Annotated in this window: 11 protein-coding genes, 1 pseudogene and 1 riboswitch; of the genes and pseudogenes, 5 read left to right on the top strand and 7 right to left on the bottom strand. The window is 64.9% G+C overall.

The window, feature by feature from the left end; genetic code table 11:
- Positions 1-31 precede the first annotated feature (31 nt).
- From LB564_RS19375 to LB564_RS19345, 7 genes and pseudogenes are all read right to left on the bottom strand, one after another.
- Positions 32-727, bottom strand: coding sequence for an NADH-ubiquinone dehydrogenase (locus tag LB564_RS19375; RefSeq protein ID WP_224540144.1), 696 nt, complete (start codon positions 725-727; stop codon positions 32-34).
- 65 nt (positions 728-792) lie between these two features.
- Entirely contained in the window at positions 793-2,097 is a 1,305-nt protein-coding gene (gene nuoF, locus LB564_RS19370; protein WP_224540142.1) for an NADH-quinone oxidoreductase subunit NuoF, read from the bottom strand.
- 22 nt (positions 2,098-2,119) lie between these two features.
- Positions 2,120-3,130: pseudogene (nuoE, locus tag LB564_RS19365) on the bottom strand (NADH-quinone oxidoreductase subunit NuoE); the annotation flags it as partial.
- Positions 3,131-4,321 carry an NADH-quinone oxidoreductase subunit D gene (locus LB564_RS19360; protein ID WP_224540138.1) on the bottom strand — a complete coding sequence of 397 codons (1,191 nt, stop codon included), beginning with the start codon at positions 4,319-4,321 and terminating at the stop codon, positions 3,131-3,133.
- Positions 4,321-4,923, bottom strand: a complete 603-nt coding sequence (locus LB564_RS19355) for an NADH-quinone oxidoreductase subunit C (protein ID WP_224540136.1) — start codon at positions 4,921-4,923, stop codon at positions 4,321-4,323. The genes LB564_RS19360 and LB564_RS19355 overlap by 1 nt, the downstream gene beginning before the upstream one ends.
- A 4-nt stretch (positions 4,924-4,927) precedes the next feature.
- Entirely contained in the window at positions 4,928-5,509 is a 582-nt protein-coding gene (locus tag LB564_RS19350) for a NuoB/complex I 20 kDa subunit family protein (RefSeq protein ID WP_224540134.1), read from the bottom strand.
- Complete coding sequence (locus LB564_RS19345; protein WP_006335683.1) at positions 5,500-5,865, bottom strand: NADH-quinone oxidoreductase subunit A; 366 nt, start codon at positions 5,863-5,865, stop codon at positions 5,500-5,502. The genes LB564_RS19350 and LB564_RS19345 overlap by 10 nt, the downstream gene beginning before the upstream one ends.
- Positions 5,866-6,199: 334 nt before the next feature.
- On the opposite strand from LB564_RS19345, the gene LB564_RS19340 reads away from it, so the two are divergent.
- The 5 genes from LB564_RS19340 (at position 6,200) to cobG (ending at position 14,200) form a co-directional block, all read left to right on the top strand.
- Positions 6,200-7,399, top strand: a complete 1,200-nt coding sequence (locus tag LB564_RS19340; protein WP_140701783.1) for a winged helix-turn-helix domain-containing protein — start codon at positions 6,200-6,202, stop codon at positions 7,397-7,399.
- Positions 7,400-7,428: 29 nt separating this feature from the next.
- A riboswitch (cobalamin riboswitch) is annotated at positions 7,429-7,634 on the top strand.
- Positions 7,635-7,671: 37 nt separating this feature from the next.
- Positions 7,672-8,106, top strand: a complete 435-nt coding sequence (locus LB564_RS19335) for a DUF1636 family protein (protein ID WP_224540133.1) — start codon at positions 7,672-7,674, stop codon at positions 8,104-8,106.
- The gene (cobW, locus tag LB564_RS19330; RefSeq protein ID WP_224540130.1) at positions 8,103-9,155 is read left to right on the top strand and encodes a cobalamin biosynthesis protein CobW; all 1,053 of its coding nucleotides are present in this window, start codon (positions 8,103-8,105) and stop codon (positions 9,153-9,155) included. Before LB564_RS19335 ends, cobW begins: the two co-directional genes overlap by 4 nt.
- Positions 9,156-9,173: 18 nt before the next feature.
- Positions 9,174-12,713 carry a cobaltochelatase subunit CobN gene (locus tag LB564_RS19325; RefSeq protein WP_224540128.1) on the top strand — a complete coding sequence of 1,180 codons (3,540 nt, stop codon included), beginning with the start codon at positions 9,174-9,176 and terminating at the stop codon, positions 12,711-12,713.
- On the top strand, positions 12,710-14,200 hold the full coding sequence (cobG, locus tag LB564_RS19320; protein ID WP_224540126.1) for a precorrin-3B synthase: 1,491 nt from the start codon (positions 12,710-12,712) through the stop codon (positions 14,198-14,200). The genes LB564_RS19325 and cobG overlap by 4 nt, the downstream gene beginning before the upstream one ends.

Below are 14,200 nucleotides of genomic sequence, written 5' to 3'. Positions count from 1 at the left end.
GGCGCGGCAGACGCAGCGCCCGACATTTCATTCACTTCTTCGCGGCCAGCGCCGTGGCTTGGCCTGTCCAGTCGTCGCGGCCGATGCGGCCGTTGAACGACAGATAATCGTCGACCCAGGCGATCTCTTGCGGCGACCATGCGGCGATCTGGGCGTAAGTCCAGACACCCAGGTCGTTCAGCACCTTCTCCAGCTTCGGGCCGATGCCCGATATCGCCTTCAGGTCCGAAGGCTTCGCCGGCCTGTCCATGGCCTTGGGCTGCCGGAAATCCTCGGGCATCAGCACGTCGGGCACATCGCCCGTTGCCGGACGCGCGGCGGCCGCTGGCGCCGTGGTGGCGGCTTCCCTGGCGGCAATGTCGGTGACTTCCTGGGCAAAGGACTGCGCCTCGGCGATCAGGGTCTTGGCCCTCGCCCGCGCCCGGGTGGACGAAGAGTTCGCATCCTCGAATTGCTCGATCCTGGCCTCGAAATCCTCGATCAGCGGCTGCATGAGGCGCTGCGACGCCTCGGCGGCGCCCGAAAGCGCGCCCATCCATACGCCGAACGCATGATTGGCGAGCCCGATGCCAAGCGCCGACATCGCTGCCGCACCCGCGACAGGATGCACGAAAAGGTTGACGGCGCTGGCCATCTCCTTCGGCATCATCCTGGTCAGGTCCTGGTTCATCTTCTCGATCTGGTCCAAATTGGGCATCAATGGGTAGGGTGTCGAATACGGCGCCATAGGGTTCTCCTGGTCGTTTCTTCGTTCGCCCCGCCCCGTTTTCTTCCCGCCTTCAAAGTTTCTTCTTATTCCGCCGCCACCATCACCGGTTCGGCCCGGTGCGCGTTGCGCGAAAACTCGTCGATGCGCCGCTCCACCTCGCCGCGGAAATGCCGCATCAGGCCCTGGATCGGCCAGGCCGCCGCGTCGCCCAGCGCGCAGATCGTATGGCCCTCGACCTGCTTGGTGACGTCGAGCAGCATGTCGATCTCGCGCTTCTGCGCCTCGCCGCGCACCAACCGCTCCATCACCCGCCACATCCAGCCTGTGCCCTCGCGGCACGGCGTGCACTGGCCGCAGCTCTCGTGCTTGTAGAAGTAGGACAACCGCGCGATCGCCTTCACGACGTCGGTCGACTTGTCCATGACGATGACCGCCGCCGTGCCGAGGCCGGACTTGAGGTCGCGCAGCGCGTCGAAGTCCATCGGCGTGTCGATGATCTGCTCGGCCGGCACCAGCGGCACCGAGGCGCCGCCCGGAATGACCGCCAGAAGGTTGTCCCAGCCGCCGCGAATGCCGCCGCAATGCGTCTCGATCAGTTCACGGAACGGGATCGACATCGCCTCTTCGACGGTGCACGGATTGTTGACGTGGCCGGAGATGCAGAACAGCTTGGTGCCGACATTGTTGGGCCGGCCGAAGGACGAGAACCAGGCAGCCCCCCGGCGCAGAATGGTCGGCGCCACGGCGATCGATTCGACATTGTTGACCGTGGTCGGGCAGCCATAGAGGCCGACATTGGCCGGGAATGGCGGCTTAAGCCGGGGCTGGCCCTTCTTGCCTTCGAGGCTTTCCAGCAGCGCCGTTTCCTCGCCGCAGATATAGGCGCCGGCGCCGTGATGCATGTAGATTTCGAAATCGTAGCCCGATGTGTTGTTCTTGCCGATCAGCTTGGCCTCGTAAGCCTCCTCGATCGCCCGCTGTAGCGCCTCGCGCTCGCGGATGAACTCACCGCGCACATAGATGTAGGCGGCAATCGCGCCCATGGCGAAGCCGGCCAGAAACGCGCCTTCGACCAGCGTGTGCGGATCGTTGCGCAGGATATCGCGGTCCTTGCAGGTGCCGGGCTCGGATTCGTCGGCGTTGATGACGAGATAGCTCGGCCGGCCGTCGCTCTGCTTGGGCATGAACGACCATTTGAGGCCGGTCGGGAAGCCGGCGCCGCCGCGTCCGCGCAAGCCGGACGCCTTCATCTCGTTGACGATCCAGTCACGGCCCTTGGCAACGAGGCCCGGCGTATTGTCCCAGGCGCCCCGCGCCATGGCGCCGGCCAGCGACTTGTCGAAGAGGCCGTAGATGTTGGTGAAGATGCGGTCTTTGTCCTGAAGCATTTTTCGTCCCTCAGACCGGCTTCTTGGTCGGCTTGGCGGCAGGCTGCTTGGTCTCCGGCGCCTTGAAGGCGCCGCCCGGTTCGGCCCGGTTCTTCGGTCCACTGCGTTGCTTTGGAGTCGCCTCGACCTCAGGAGCGGCCTTGTTGGCGTTGGCGGCCGAGTGGAGTGGTGCCGCAACGCTGGCAGCGCTCTCGGTGACCGGCGCGACCTTGGCCGGCGACGGCGTCTTCAACGTCGGGTTGGTCTCCGGCGCGGCGGTCTTTGGCCTGCTGGATTTTGACGGAGCGACCGGACCGGGCGCGGCTGGCGCGGCGGGGGCCGCCGGTGCCGGCACTGGCGCGGCGATGATCGCGTCTGGCGCCGCCTTGGCGGCCCTGGCCGCTTCCCGGGCTTCCCGATCGCGGGTCGATTTGAGGATCGCCTTTTCACTCTTCAGCGTGGTGAGGCCGGAGGCCGGCTCCGAGCCGGTGCGGCCGTTCTGCGGCCCCGGCGCCACCGAAGCGCCCTTGCCGGCATCGTAGAGATCGATGATTTCGGCCAGCCGTTCCGGCGTCAGATCCTCGAACGTATCCTTGAACACCATGACCATCGGCGCGTTGACGCAGGCGCCGAGGCACTCGACCTCCTCCCACGACAAGGTGCCCTTGTCGTTGGTGTGGAACTGGTCGTGATGGATTTTCGAGCGGCACACATCCATCAGCGCTTCCGAACCGCGCAGCATGCAGGGCGTGGTGCCGCAGACCTGGATATGCGCGCGGGTGCCGACGGGATTGAGCTGATACTGCGTGTAGAAGGTCGCGACCTCGAGACCGCGAATACGCGGCATGCCGAGCATGTCCGAAATCGTCTCGATCGCCGCCTTGGTGACCCAGCCTTCCTGCTCCTGCGCTATCATCAGCAGCGGAATGATCGCCGACTGCTCGCGCCCCTTCGGATATTTCTTGATCCACTGCTTGGCCGCCGCCGCATTCGCCTTGTTGAAGGCGAAGGACGCTGGCTGGACGCTGGCTTCTGCGAGACGGCGGACTGACATTTAGCGATCGACCTCACCAAACACGATGTCGAGGGAGCCAAGAACGGCGGTGACGTCGGCCAGCATGTGGCCGCGGCACAGGAAATCCATGGCTTGCAGATGCGCGAAACCCGGCGCGCGCAGCTTGCAGCGGTACGGCTTGTTGGTGCCGTCGGAGACGAGATAGACGCCGAACTCGCCCTTCGGCGCCTCGACCGCCGCATAGACCTCGCCGGCCGGCACGCGATAGCCCTCGGTGTAGAGCTTGAAATGGTGGATCAGCGCTTCCATCGAGCGCTTCATCGCCTGGCGTTTGGGCGGCACCACCTTGCCGTCGAGGTTCGACACCGGGCCGGTGCTTTCCTTGCCGAGCAGGAGATCGACGCACTGGCGCATGATCCTGGCCGACTGGCGCATTTCTTCCATGCGAACGAGGTAACGGTCGTAGCAGTCGCCGTTCTTGCCGATCGGGATGTCGAAATCCATCTCCGAATAGCATTCATAGGGCTGCGACTTGCGCAGGTCCCATGGCGAACCCGAGCCGCGCACCATGACGCCCGAAAAGCCCCAGGCCCAGGCATCTTCCAGCGAAACGATGCCGATATCGACATTGCGCTGCTTGAAGATGCGGTTGCCGGTGAGCAGCTTGTCGAGATCGTCGATCGACTTCAGGAAGGGATCGATCCACTTGCCGATATCCTCGACCAGCTGGCGCGGCAGATCCTGGTGGACGCCGCCGGGCCGAAAGTAGGCGGCGTGCATGCGCGAGCCGGAGGCGCGCTCATAGAACACCATCAGCTTTTCGCGCTCGACGAAGCCCCACAGCGGCGGCGTCAGCGCGCCGACGTCCATTGCCTGCGTCGTCACATTGAGAATGTGCGACATGATGCGGCCGATCTCGCAATAGAGCACGCGGATCAGCTGGCCGCGCCTCGGCACCTCGATGCCGAGCAGGCGCTCGGCCGCCAAGGCAAAGGCGTGCTCCTGGTTCATCGGCGCGCAATAGTCGAGCCGGTCGAGGTAAGGCACCGCCTGCAGATAGGTTTTTGCCTCGATCAGCTTTTCCGTACCGCGATGCAAGAGCCCGATATGCGGATCGACCCGATCGACCACTTCGCCGTCCAACTCCAGAACCAGCCTCAGAACACCATGCGCGGCAGGGTGCTGAGGTCCGAAGTTGATGTTAAAGTTGCGGACGGAGGTTTCAGCCATTACTGCTTTGCCTTCTCATCCCCTGGCAGCACGTAATCCGTGCCTTCCCATGGGGACAGAAAATCGAAATTGCGGAATTCCTGCTTCAGTTCCACAGGCTCGTAGATGACGCGCTTGGCTTCGTCGTCGTAACGCACTTCGACGAAACCGGTCAGCGGGAAATCCTTGCGCAGCGGATGGCCTTCGAAACCGTAGTCGGTCAGCAGGCGGCGCAGGTCCGGATGGCCCGAAAACAGCACGCCATAGAGATCGTAGGTCTCGCGTTCGAACCAGTCGGCACCGGGATAGACGCCGGTGACCGACGGCACCATCGTCTCCTCGTCGGCCTGCACCTTGACCCGGATGCGCACATTCTGCTTCGGCGAAAGCAGGTGATAGACGACGTCGAAACGCTTGGCCCGCGACGGATAGTCGGCACCGCAGACATCGATGATCGAGATGAACTGGCAGCGCGCATCGTCGCGCAGGAAGGCCATCACCTCGATCAGGTTTTCCGGCTCGACGTGAACGGTAAGCTCGCCATAAGCGAGCACAGCGTCACTGAAGCGGCCAGGCAGCTTCTCGCCGAGATAGGTCGACAGTTCGCTAAGGGATGCGGCCATGGATTTACCGTTCGATCGTGCCGGTGCGGCGGATTTTCTTCTGCAGGAGAAGAATCCCGTAGAGCAGGGCTTCGGCGCTCGGCGGGCAGCCGGGCACATAGATGTCGACCGGCACCACGCGGTCGCAGCCGCGCACCACCGAATAGGAATAGTGGTAGTAGCCGCCGCCATTGGCGCAGGAGCCCATCGAGATAACGTAGCGCGGCTCCGGCATCTGGTCGTAGACCTTGCGCAGCGCCGGCGCCATCTTGTTGGTCAGCGTGCCGGCGACGATCATGATGTCGGACTGCCGCGGCGACGCGCGCGGCGCGACACCGAACCGCTCCGAATCGTAACGCGGCATCGAGGTGTGGATCATCTCGACCGCGCAGCACGCCAGACCGAAGGTCATGAACATGAGCGAGCCGCTGCGCGCCCAGGTGATCAGCGCCTCGGTCGAGGTGACCAGAAAACCCTTGTCGGCAAGCTCATTGTTGATTTCGAGGAAGAAGGGATCGTCCTCCCCCACCGGCCTGCCAGTGTTGGGATCGATAACACCTTTGGGCTTCGGCGCGACGAGGGTGCCTGAACTGTCGTTCAATCCCATTCCAGCGCTCCTTTTTTCCATTCATAGGCAAAGCCGATGGTCAGCACTGCCAAAAAAACCATCATTGACCAGAAACCGAGCATGCCGATCTTCGAGAAGGACACTGCCCAGGGGAAGAGGAAGGCTACTTCCAGGTCGAATATAATGAACAGGATCGACACCAGGTAGAAGCGGATGTCGAATTTCATGCGGGCGTCGTCGAACGAGTTGAAACCGCACTCGTAGGCGGAAAGCTTTTCGGGATCCGGGTTGCGGTAGGCCACCAGGAACGGCGCGACCAGCAGCGCCAGACCGACCACCAGCGCCACGCCGATAAACAGGACGATGGGCAGGTACGAGCTGAGGAGTGCGTTCATGCAGCGGCTTTCCGTTGGCGCCAATCCACGTTGATTACAGCACCGGACCTTAATGCGGAAGCGTGACAGTTTAACCGCTGAACCGTTTTAAGAAGCCTATGCTGCAACGCGGCGAGGGTTAGCGCAGCACTTCCAGCGAAGCAAGTCAAACCTTGTTCAAAACAACGAGCTGGACGGCATTCCGGGAGAAACTGGTCTCATACGCTCCTGTTTGATTTCCTTCGCTTTTTAATCCACTTTTCTCTCCTGACAGGATTGCCACCAAAACCCTGCTAGCATGGGCTGGAATCACCCCATCACATCTTTGTCAAAGCACCCTCAGAGTGACGCCTGCATGAAGGAAAAGATTTCGCTTGCCACCGCCCGGCGCATCGCGCTCGCCGCGCAGGGGTTTCTCGACCCCCGCCCCGCCGGCACGCCCGACCGCCGCCATTTCGCCCGCGTTCTGTCCCGCACCGGCCTGCTGCAGATCGATTCCGTCAGTGCGGTGGTGCGCGCCCATTACATGCCGCTCTATTCGCGTCTTGGCCCCTATCCCCTCGCCTTGCTCGACAACGCCGCCGTGACGCGCAAGCGCACCGTGTTCGAATACTGGGCGCACGAGGCCTCCTTCCTGCCGGTCGAGACCTACCCACTGATGCGCTGGCGCATGCGGCGCGCCGAGCAAGGCGACGAAATGTATCTGGGGCTGGCCAAATGGGGCCGCGAGCACGCCGCCTATATAGAAGAGATCTACCGCGAGGTCGTCGAGCGCGGGCCGATCGCCGCTTCGGCGCTCGAAGGCCAGAAAGGCTCCGGCGGCTGGTGGGGCTGGAGCCACGCCAAGCACGCCTTCGAATGGCTGTTCTGGGCCGGCCGCATCACCACGGCACACCGTCGCGGTTTCGAGCGCTTCTATGACCTGCCGGAACGCGTGCTGCCGCAGGCGATCCTCGACCTGCCGGTGCCGGCGGCCGAGGACGCGCACCGCGAATTGCTGCGCATCTCCGCCCGCGCCCATGGCGTGGCGACATCGGGCGATTTGCGCGACTATTTCCGCCTGTCACCGGCCGATATGAAAGGCCGGCTGGAGGAACTGGTCGAACTCGGCGACTTGCTGCCGGTCCGTGTCGAGGGCTGGGACAAGCCGGCTTACCTTCACAAGGACGCCCGTATGCCGCGCAAGATCGAGGCCCGCGCCCTGCTGGCGCCGTTCGATCCGGTCGTCTTCGAGCGCTCGCGCTCGGAGCGGCTGTTCGATTTCCACTACCGCATCGAGATCTACACGCCGGCCGACAAGCGCCAATATGGCTACTATGTCCTGCCCTTCCTGCTTGGTGACAGGATCGTGGCGCGCGTCGACCTCAAGGCCGACCGGCCGGCCAGTGTCCTGCGCGTCCACGCGGCTTATGCCGAGCCCGGCGCACCGCCAGAGACGGCGGCTCAGCTCTTCGAGGAACTGAAGCAGATGCAGGGCTGGCTAGGCCTCGAACGCATGGAAGTGACGCCTGCCGGCGATCTGGGCCCGGCGCTGGCCGACATCACGGTGTCGTAAGCTCGCGTTGACACCGCTGCCCGCAAGAGCCTAAATCCGATCCAGACGGTCTCCTCTCAGCAAAGGGAGGAGCCAAGAGGGAATGCGGTGCGGGCTGAAAACCCAAATCCGCGGCTGTCCCCGCAACTGTAAGCGAAGAGCCAAGGCCGAAAGCCACTGGGATTGTCCCGGGAAGGCGGCTACCCAAGGCGATGACCCGCGAGCCAGGAGACCTGCCGTCTGGAATGCAAGAATCCGATCGCCCGGCGGGTTTTCCGGGCAAGGAGCCTGATTTGGATCGCGACAGCAGTTTTTCGGCTGAAACAACAGACGTTTTGTCCGGCGAGGGTGATTCCCTGGCCGGCGTGACCGTCATCGTCTGCGCCTCGTGCCGCGACGAGACCGGCTCCGACGCCCATCCCCGGGCCGGCGAAATTTTGGCGGAAGACACGCGCCAGGCCGCCTCGGGCGAGAACATCCGCATCCGCACGGTCGAATGCCTCGGCAATTGCAAGCGCCGGCTGAGCGCCGCGATCCTGCGCGACGGCTGCTGGAGCTATGTGTTCGGCGACCTGACCACAACCAGCGGCGCCGATCTCGTCACCGGCGCCAAGCTCTTCGCCACCTCGACCGACGGCCTCATTCCCTGGCGGGGCCGGCCCGATAGCCTCAAGCGTGGCCTCGTTGCCCGCATCCCTCCTCTCGACATGCTGAAGGACTTGACATGACCGCTCCAAATTCGGCCGGCAATCTCTCCCGCGTTCCCTGCACCGTCGTTACCGGCTTCCTCGGCGCCGGCAAGACGACACTGGTTCGACATCTCCTGGAAAATGCCGGCGGCAAGCGCATCGCCATCATCGTCAACGAATTCGGCGACATCGGCATCGACGGCGAGATCCTCAAGGGCTGCGGCATCGACAGCTGCCCCGAGGAGAACATCGTTGAATTGGCCAATGGCTGCATCTGCTGCACCGTCGCCGACGATTTCGTGCCGGCGCTCGACAAGATCCTGTCGCTGACGCCGAAGGTCGACCACATCCTGATCGAAACCTCCGGTCTCGCTCTCCCCAAGCCTCTGGTTCAGGCTTTCCAGTGGCCTACGGTGAAGAGCCGGGTGACCGTCGACGGCGTCATCGCCGTGGTCGACGGTCCCGCACTTGCCGAGGGCCGCGTCGCCAACGACATGGACGCCCTGCAGGCGCAGCGCGCCGGGGATGACAGCCTCGACCATGACGATCCGGTCGAGGAAGTGTTCGAGGACCAGATCGCCTGCGCCGACCTGATCATCCTGTCGAAGAGCGACCTGATGGATGCCGCCGGCTCAGCCCGCGCCAATGCCATCGTCAACGAACATTCCGCCCGCGCCGTGAAGATCGTGCCGACGTCGCATGGCAAGGTCGATCCTTCGGTGCTGCTCGGGCTTGGCCTTGCCGTCGAGGACGACATCGAGAACCGCAAGTCGCATCATGACGGCGCGTTCGACCATGAGCATGACGACTTCGACACGTTCATCGTCGACATACCCTCGATCGCCAATCCTGACGAACTGGCCAAGCGCGTCACAGAGGCCGCCGAACAGGAAAACGTGCTGCGTGTAAAAGGCTTCGTCGAGGTCGGCGGCAAGCCGATGCGGCTCCTGTTGCAGGCCGTCGGCCCGCGCGTCAATCATTACTATGACCGTGCTTGGACGGCTGATGACAACCGCCGCTCGCGCCTCGTCGTCATCGGTCTGAAGGGGCTGAACCGCCCGGCGATCGAACGTATCCTCGCCGGCTGATTTCAGACACGGACCGCGATGCACATCCTCACCACGACCTCCGCCTCGCTCGACGACCTCGCCGAGCCTGTCGATCTCCGGCAGACGCCGGCGGATATCGTGGCCCTGTCCTTCACCGACAGCGACCTCGCCGGACTGGCGGCGGCATGGAAGGCGGAAGCCGATCGCCTGCCCTCGATGCGGCTCGCGGCACTGCGCGACCTGCGCCATCCCATGTCCGTCGACCTGTGGATCGACAGCGTCGCCCGCCACGCCAGGATCATTCTGGTGCGCATCCTCGGCGGCTATGACTGGTGGCGCTATGGTTGCGACCAGCTCGCGGCGATTGCCCGCGAACGCGGCATCAAACTGGCGCTGCTTCCCGGCGAAAGCCACGACGAGGATGCCAGGCTGATCGAAGCCTCGACACTGCCGCGCGCCGACCTCGACAGCCTTCTCGGCTATTTCCGCGAAGGCGGCCCGGCCAATATGAGCGCGCTGGTGCACAGGCTGGCAGGCCTGGCTGGACGGGATGCGCCGGTCGCCAGTCCGGTCTGTGTGCCGAAGGCTGGTTACTATCAGTCTGGATTGGGGGTCGTGGAGAAGCCGGACCTTTCAATGGTCGGCGCTCCGATCATCCCTATTCTCTTCTACCGATCGATGCTGCTTGCAGCCGATGTCGCACCCATAGACGCCCTTTTTGAAGCTTTGGAGCAACGCGGCATGCTCCCGATTCCCATCTTCATCTCCAGCCTCAAAGACCCGGTGTCCCTGGCCTTCGTCGAAAATGCCCTCGCCTCGCTGAAACCCGCCGCGATCGTCACCGCCACAGCGTTCGCGTCCGGTGCCGAGCCCGGCGTCGAAACCCTGTTCGACCGCGCCGGCGTGCCCGTCTTCCAGGTCATCGTCGCCACCACGCGCCGCGATGTCTGGGAAAACAACCAGCGCGGCCTGGCGCCGGCCGACCTTGCCATGCATGTCGTGCTGCCCGAACTCGACGGCCGCATCCTCGCGGGTGCCATTTCCTTCAAGGACGAGAGCGAGGTTGATCCGGCACTCGGCCATCGCGCGCTGGCCAACCGGCCGGAGCCGAATCGCATCGGACAGGTGGCGGACCGGGTCGCGGCCTTCATCAGGCTTCGGGAAACGCCGCGCGCGGAACGCAAGCTCGCCATTCTGATCCCCGATTACCCGAGCGCTCCCGGCCGCACCGGCTATGCGGTCGGGTTGGACGTGCCATCCAGCGTGCTGGCGATGCTGCACGACTTGAGCGAACAGGGCTATGTGGTTGGAGAGATTCCGCAAACGCCGCGTGAATTGCTGGATGCGCTGAAGCGGGGCCAGGACGGGCTGGGGCTGGAAGATTATTTGGCCTTCTCTACGGAGTTGCCGATAGCGGCAATTGCTCCAGTAGAAGCCGCTTGGGGAAAGGCCGAAGACGAGACAGGATTGCGCGAGGCGCCCCCCTCTGTCCTGCCGGACATCTCTCCCTCAAGGGGGGAGATCAGCAGCTTCGCTGGCGGCGCTCCATTTTCAACGTTTGGGATTGGCGAAATCGGCGATGACAGCTCAATCTCCCCCCTTGAGGGGGAGATGTCCGGCAGGACAGAGGGGGGCGCCTCGCGCAGACCTTCGCTATCAAGCAAAAAACACTTCCCCTTCCGCGCCGCCACCTTCGGCAACATCACCGTCGCCCTCGCCCCCGACCGTGGCCGTTCCGCCGATCGCCGCGCCGACTATCACGACCCGACGCTCCCCCCGCGCCACGCGCTGATCGCCTTCGGCCTCTGGCTGCGCAGATCGCTCGGCGTCCATGCCCTGATCCATGTCGGCGCCCACGGCACGCTGGAATGGCTGCCGGGCAAGACCGTCGCGCTTTCGCAAAACTGCTTCCCCGAAATCGTCACCGGGTCCCTGCCCGTCATCTATCCCTTCATCGTCTCCAACCCCGGCGAAGCGGCGCAGGCCAAGCGACGCATCGCCGCTGTCACGCTTGGCCATCTGCCGCCGCCGCTCACCGGTGCAGGTCTCGACGAGGACCAGCACAAGCTCGAACGCCTGGTCGATGAGTACGCCCAGGCCGACGGCCTCGACCGCCGCCGCCGCGACCGTCTCGCCAGGCTGATCGTCGACACCGCGCAAAAGACGGGCCTCGCTTCCGAAGCCGGCGTCGCGAAAACCGACGCACCCGACGAAGCGCTGCGCCGCATCGATGCCTGGCTCTGCGATCTCAAGGATTTCGCCATCAAGGATGGATTGCATATCTACGGCCGCGCGCCCGGGGACGAACCCGACGCCATACGCCGCCAAAGCGCCGACGCCGAGAAGTCGGCACTGCTCGCCGCGCTCGATGGCCGCCACGTCAAGGCCGGCCCAGCCGGCGCGCCGGCGCGCGGCCGCTCCGACGTGCTTCCAACCGGCCGCAATCTGTTCACCTCGGACCCGCGCACCATGCCGACGCCCACCGCCTACGATCTGGGCAAGGCAGCGGCCGAAGAAGTGGTGCGCGGCTACCTACAATCGCATGGCGACTGGCCGCGTTCGCTGGTCATCGATCTCTGGGGCTCGGCCTCGTTGCGCACCGGCGGCGAGGAGATCGCGCAAGGCCTGGCGCTGATGGGCTGCCGGCCGCAATGGGACACTGCCACCGGCCGCATCACTGGCATCGAGGTGTTGCCGCCGGCCACGCTCGGCCGTCCGCGCGTCGATGTCACCTGGCGCATCTCAGGCCTGTTCCGCGACATGTTCCCGACCCAGATCGCCCTGATCGACGCCGCCGCCAACGCCGTCGCCGCCCGCGACGAGGACGATTCGGAAAACCCGCTCGCGGCAAAAACCCGTGCCGACGGCAAGGTCAGCCCGCGCATCTTCGGCACCTCGCCCGGCACGTACGGCGCCGGCGTCGAGGATCTCATGTCCAGCGGCGACTGGGGTGCGCGCGAAGAGATCGGCCGCGCCTATCTCGACGCCACCTCGCATGCCTATGGCGGCGCTGGCGGCGAAGGCGTCTCGGCGCCCGGAGCGTTTGAAGGCCGCATCGCCGAAGCCGACCTTCTCGTCCACACCGGCGACGATCCCGGCCGCGACATTCTCGAGGGCTCGGCCGACGTCGCCTTCATCGGCGGCTTTTCGGCCGCCCTGGCCGCACTCGGCAGGAACGCCGACGTCATCGTGCTCGACACCACCGATCCGCAAAAACCGAAGCCGCGCTCGGTTGGCGAGGCTGTCTCGCGGGTGGTGCGCGCCCGCGCCGTCAACGCCCGCTTCATCTCGGGCCAGATGCGCCACGGCCCGCGCGGCGCCTCCGAATTCGCCGAGACGGTCGACCGGCTGGTCGGATTCGCCGAAACCACAAATGCCATTCCGGGCGCGCTGATCGAGGCCGTGCACGATGCCTATCTCGGCGATCCCGAGGTCCGCGCCTTCATCTTGCGCGAAAATCCCGCCGCCGCCAAAGTCATCGCCGAGCGTTTTCTCTCGGCGCGCCGGCGTGGCCTCTGGCATCCCTTGCGCAATTCCATCGACGACGATCTCGCCGCGCTGATTGCCGAAGCCAACGCGCTCGGGGTGGCGGCATGAACACCTTCTCGCGCCGTGGCGCCTGCCCTGCTCTGTCGGCGCCGATGCAGACAGGCGACGGCCTGCTGGTGCGGCTCAATCCGGTGGATGGTGGCCCATCTTCTGGAGGGTTGTCGCCGAAGCTGTTGATCGGGATCGCCGAATCCGCCTTGCGGCACGGCAACGGCATCATGGAAGTGACGGCGCGCGGCAGCCTGCAGATACGCGGGCTGACGACGGAAAGCGCTGCCTTGCTGGCGGCGGAGATCGATGCATTGGGAATCGCGGTGCGCACCGGCGTGCCGGTCGAGACCGGCCCGCTGGCAGGCATTGACCCTCAGGAGATCGCCGACCCGCGACCGCTGGCTGAGCGAATCAGGGTGGCCATCGAGGAAGCCGGGTTGACACAGCGGCTGGGGCCGAAGGTTTCGGTGATCGTCGACGGCGGCGGACAACTGACGCTGGACGCGGTGACGGCGGATGTCAGGTTGAAGGCGGTGCGCACTGATGCGGGAATTCAATGGCATGTGTCCGTCGCGGGTGATGGGCAAACCGCGAGGCCGCTTGCCACCGCGGAAGCAGATGTGGCACGCGATATCGCTGTGGCTACGCTGAGGATGGTCGCCGAGAAGGGGCGCGAGTCTCATGCGCGAGATCTGTCGGAGAGGCAGTTGGTGTCTCTGGCGGATTGGCTATGCTCGACAATTTGGCGCGAGGCGCCCCCCTCTGTCCTGCCGGACATCTCCCCCTCTAGGGGGGAGATCGGCAGCTTCGACGCCGGATTTTCTTTAGCGACACCGGAAATTGGCGAAACCGTCGGCGACCACGTAATCTCCCCCCTTGAGGGGGAGATGTCCGGCAGGACAGAGGGGGGCGCCTCGCGCAAACCTATCGGCCTTTTCCCCTTAGCCGGCGACGTCTCCAATCTCGGCATTGCTCTCCCCTACGGCAGCATACCCGCCGAAAAGCTCATCGCCGTCGCAAAAAGCGCCCTCGCCGTAGGCACCACCGAAATCCGCCTCGCCCCGGGCCGCGCCATGCTCTTCCTTGGCCAGCCATCAGCCGCCAACCAACCCCTGCAAGACACAGCCGCCACCCTCGGCTTCGTCACCTCCCCCGCCGATCCGCGCACCCGCATCGCGGCCTGTCCCGGCACGCCGGCCTGCGCCTCCGGCCGCATCGCCACCCGCGACATCGCCGAGACGATCGCCGCTGAAAACACTGATATCCTTCACTTCACCCTGCACGTTTCCGGCTGCGCCAAGGGCTGCGCGCATCCCGGTCCGGCGGCGCTGACCTTGGTCGGCGGCGAAAACGGAGCCGGACTTGTCGTGAACGCGACGGCGAAGGCCCTTCCTGCCGGCTACAGGCCGGGCTATGACGCCGCGCGCGGCTTCGGTCGCGTCGCGGCAATGATCCGCAGCGCACGACATCAAGGCGAAACCGCCGCCGCTTGCCTGACAAGGCTGGGCACGGCCGGCATCGCCGAGACCTATCAACAGGAATGA

The sequence above is a fragment of the Mesorhizobium sp. ES1-6 genome, from assembly GCF_020164775.1.
Classification (GTDB): Bacteria; Pseudomonadota; Alphaproteobacteria; order Rhizobiales; family Rhizobiaceae; genus Mesorhizobium.
Note: the sequence above shows the minus strand (reverse complement) of the source record. Positions and strands in the feature narration are given on the sequence as shown.

What these genes read in the sequence shown, in the direction of transcription:
- LB564_RS19375 (WP_224540144.1), bottom strand. Translation starts at nt 727, where the DNA reads ATGGCGCCGTATTCGACACCCTACCCATTGATGCCCAATTTGGACCAG.
- nuoF (WP_224540142.1), bottom strand. Translation starts at nt 2,097, where the DNA reads ATGCTTCAGGACAAAGACCGCATCTTCACCAACATCTACGGCCTCTTC.
- LB564_RS19360 (WP_224540138.1), bottom strand. Translation starts at nt 4,321, where the DNA reads ATGGCTGAAACCTCCGTCCGCAACTTTAACATCAACTTCGGACCTCAG.
- LB564_RS19355 (WP_224540136.1), bottom strand. Translation starts at nt 4,923, where the DNA reads ATGGCCGCATCCCTTAGCGAACTGTCGACCTATCTCGGCGAGAAGCTG.
- LB564_RS19350 (WP_224540134.1), bottom strand. Translation starts at nt 5,509, where the DNA reads ATGGGATTGAACGACAGTTCAGGCACCCTCGTCGCGCCGAAGCCCAAA.
- LB564_RS19345 (WP_006335683.1), bottom strand. Translation starts at nt 5,865, where the DNA reads ATGAACGCACTCCTCAGCTCGTACCTGCCCATCGTCCTGTTTATCGGC.
- LB564_RS19340 (WP_140701783.1), top strand. Translation starts at nt 6,200, where the DNA reads ATGAAGGAAAAGATTTCGCTTGCCACCGCCCGGCGCATCGCGCTCGCC.
- cobW (WP_224540130.1), top strand. Translation starts at nt 8,103, where the DNA reads ATGACCGCTCCAAATTCGGCCGGCAATCTCTCCCGCGTTCCCTGCACC.
- LB564_RS19325 (WP_224540128.1), top strand. Translation starts at nt 9,174, where the DNA reads ATGCACATCCTCACCACGACCTCCGCCTCGCTCGACGACCTCGCCGAG.
- cobG (WP_224540126.1), top strand. Translation starts at nt 12,710, where the DNA reads ATGAACACCTTCTCGCGCCGTGGCGCCTGCCCTGCTCTGTCGGCGCCG.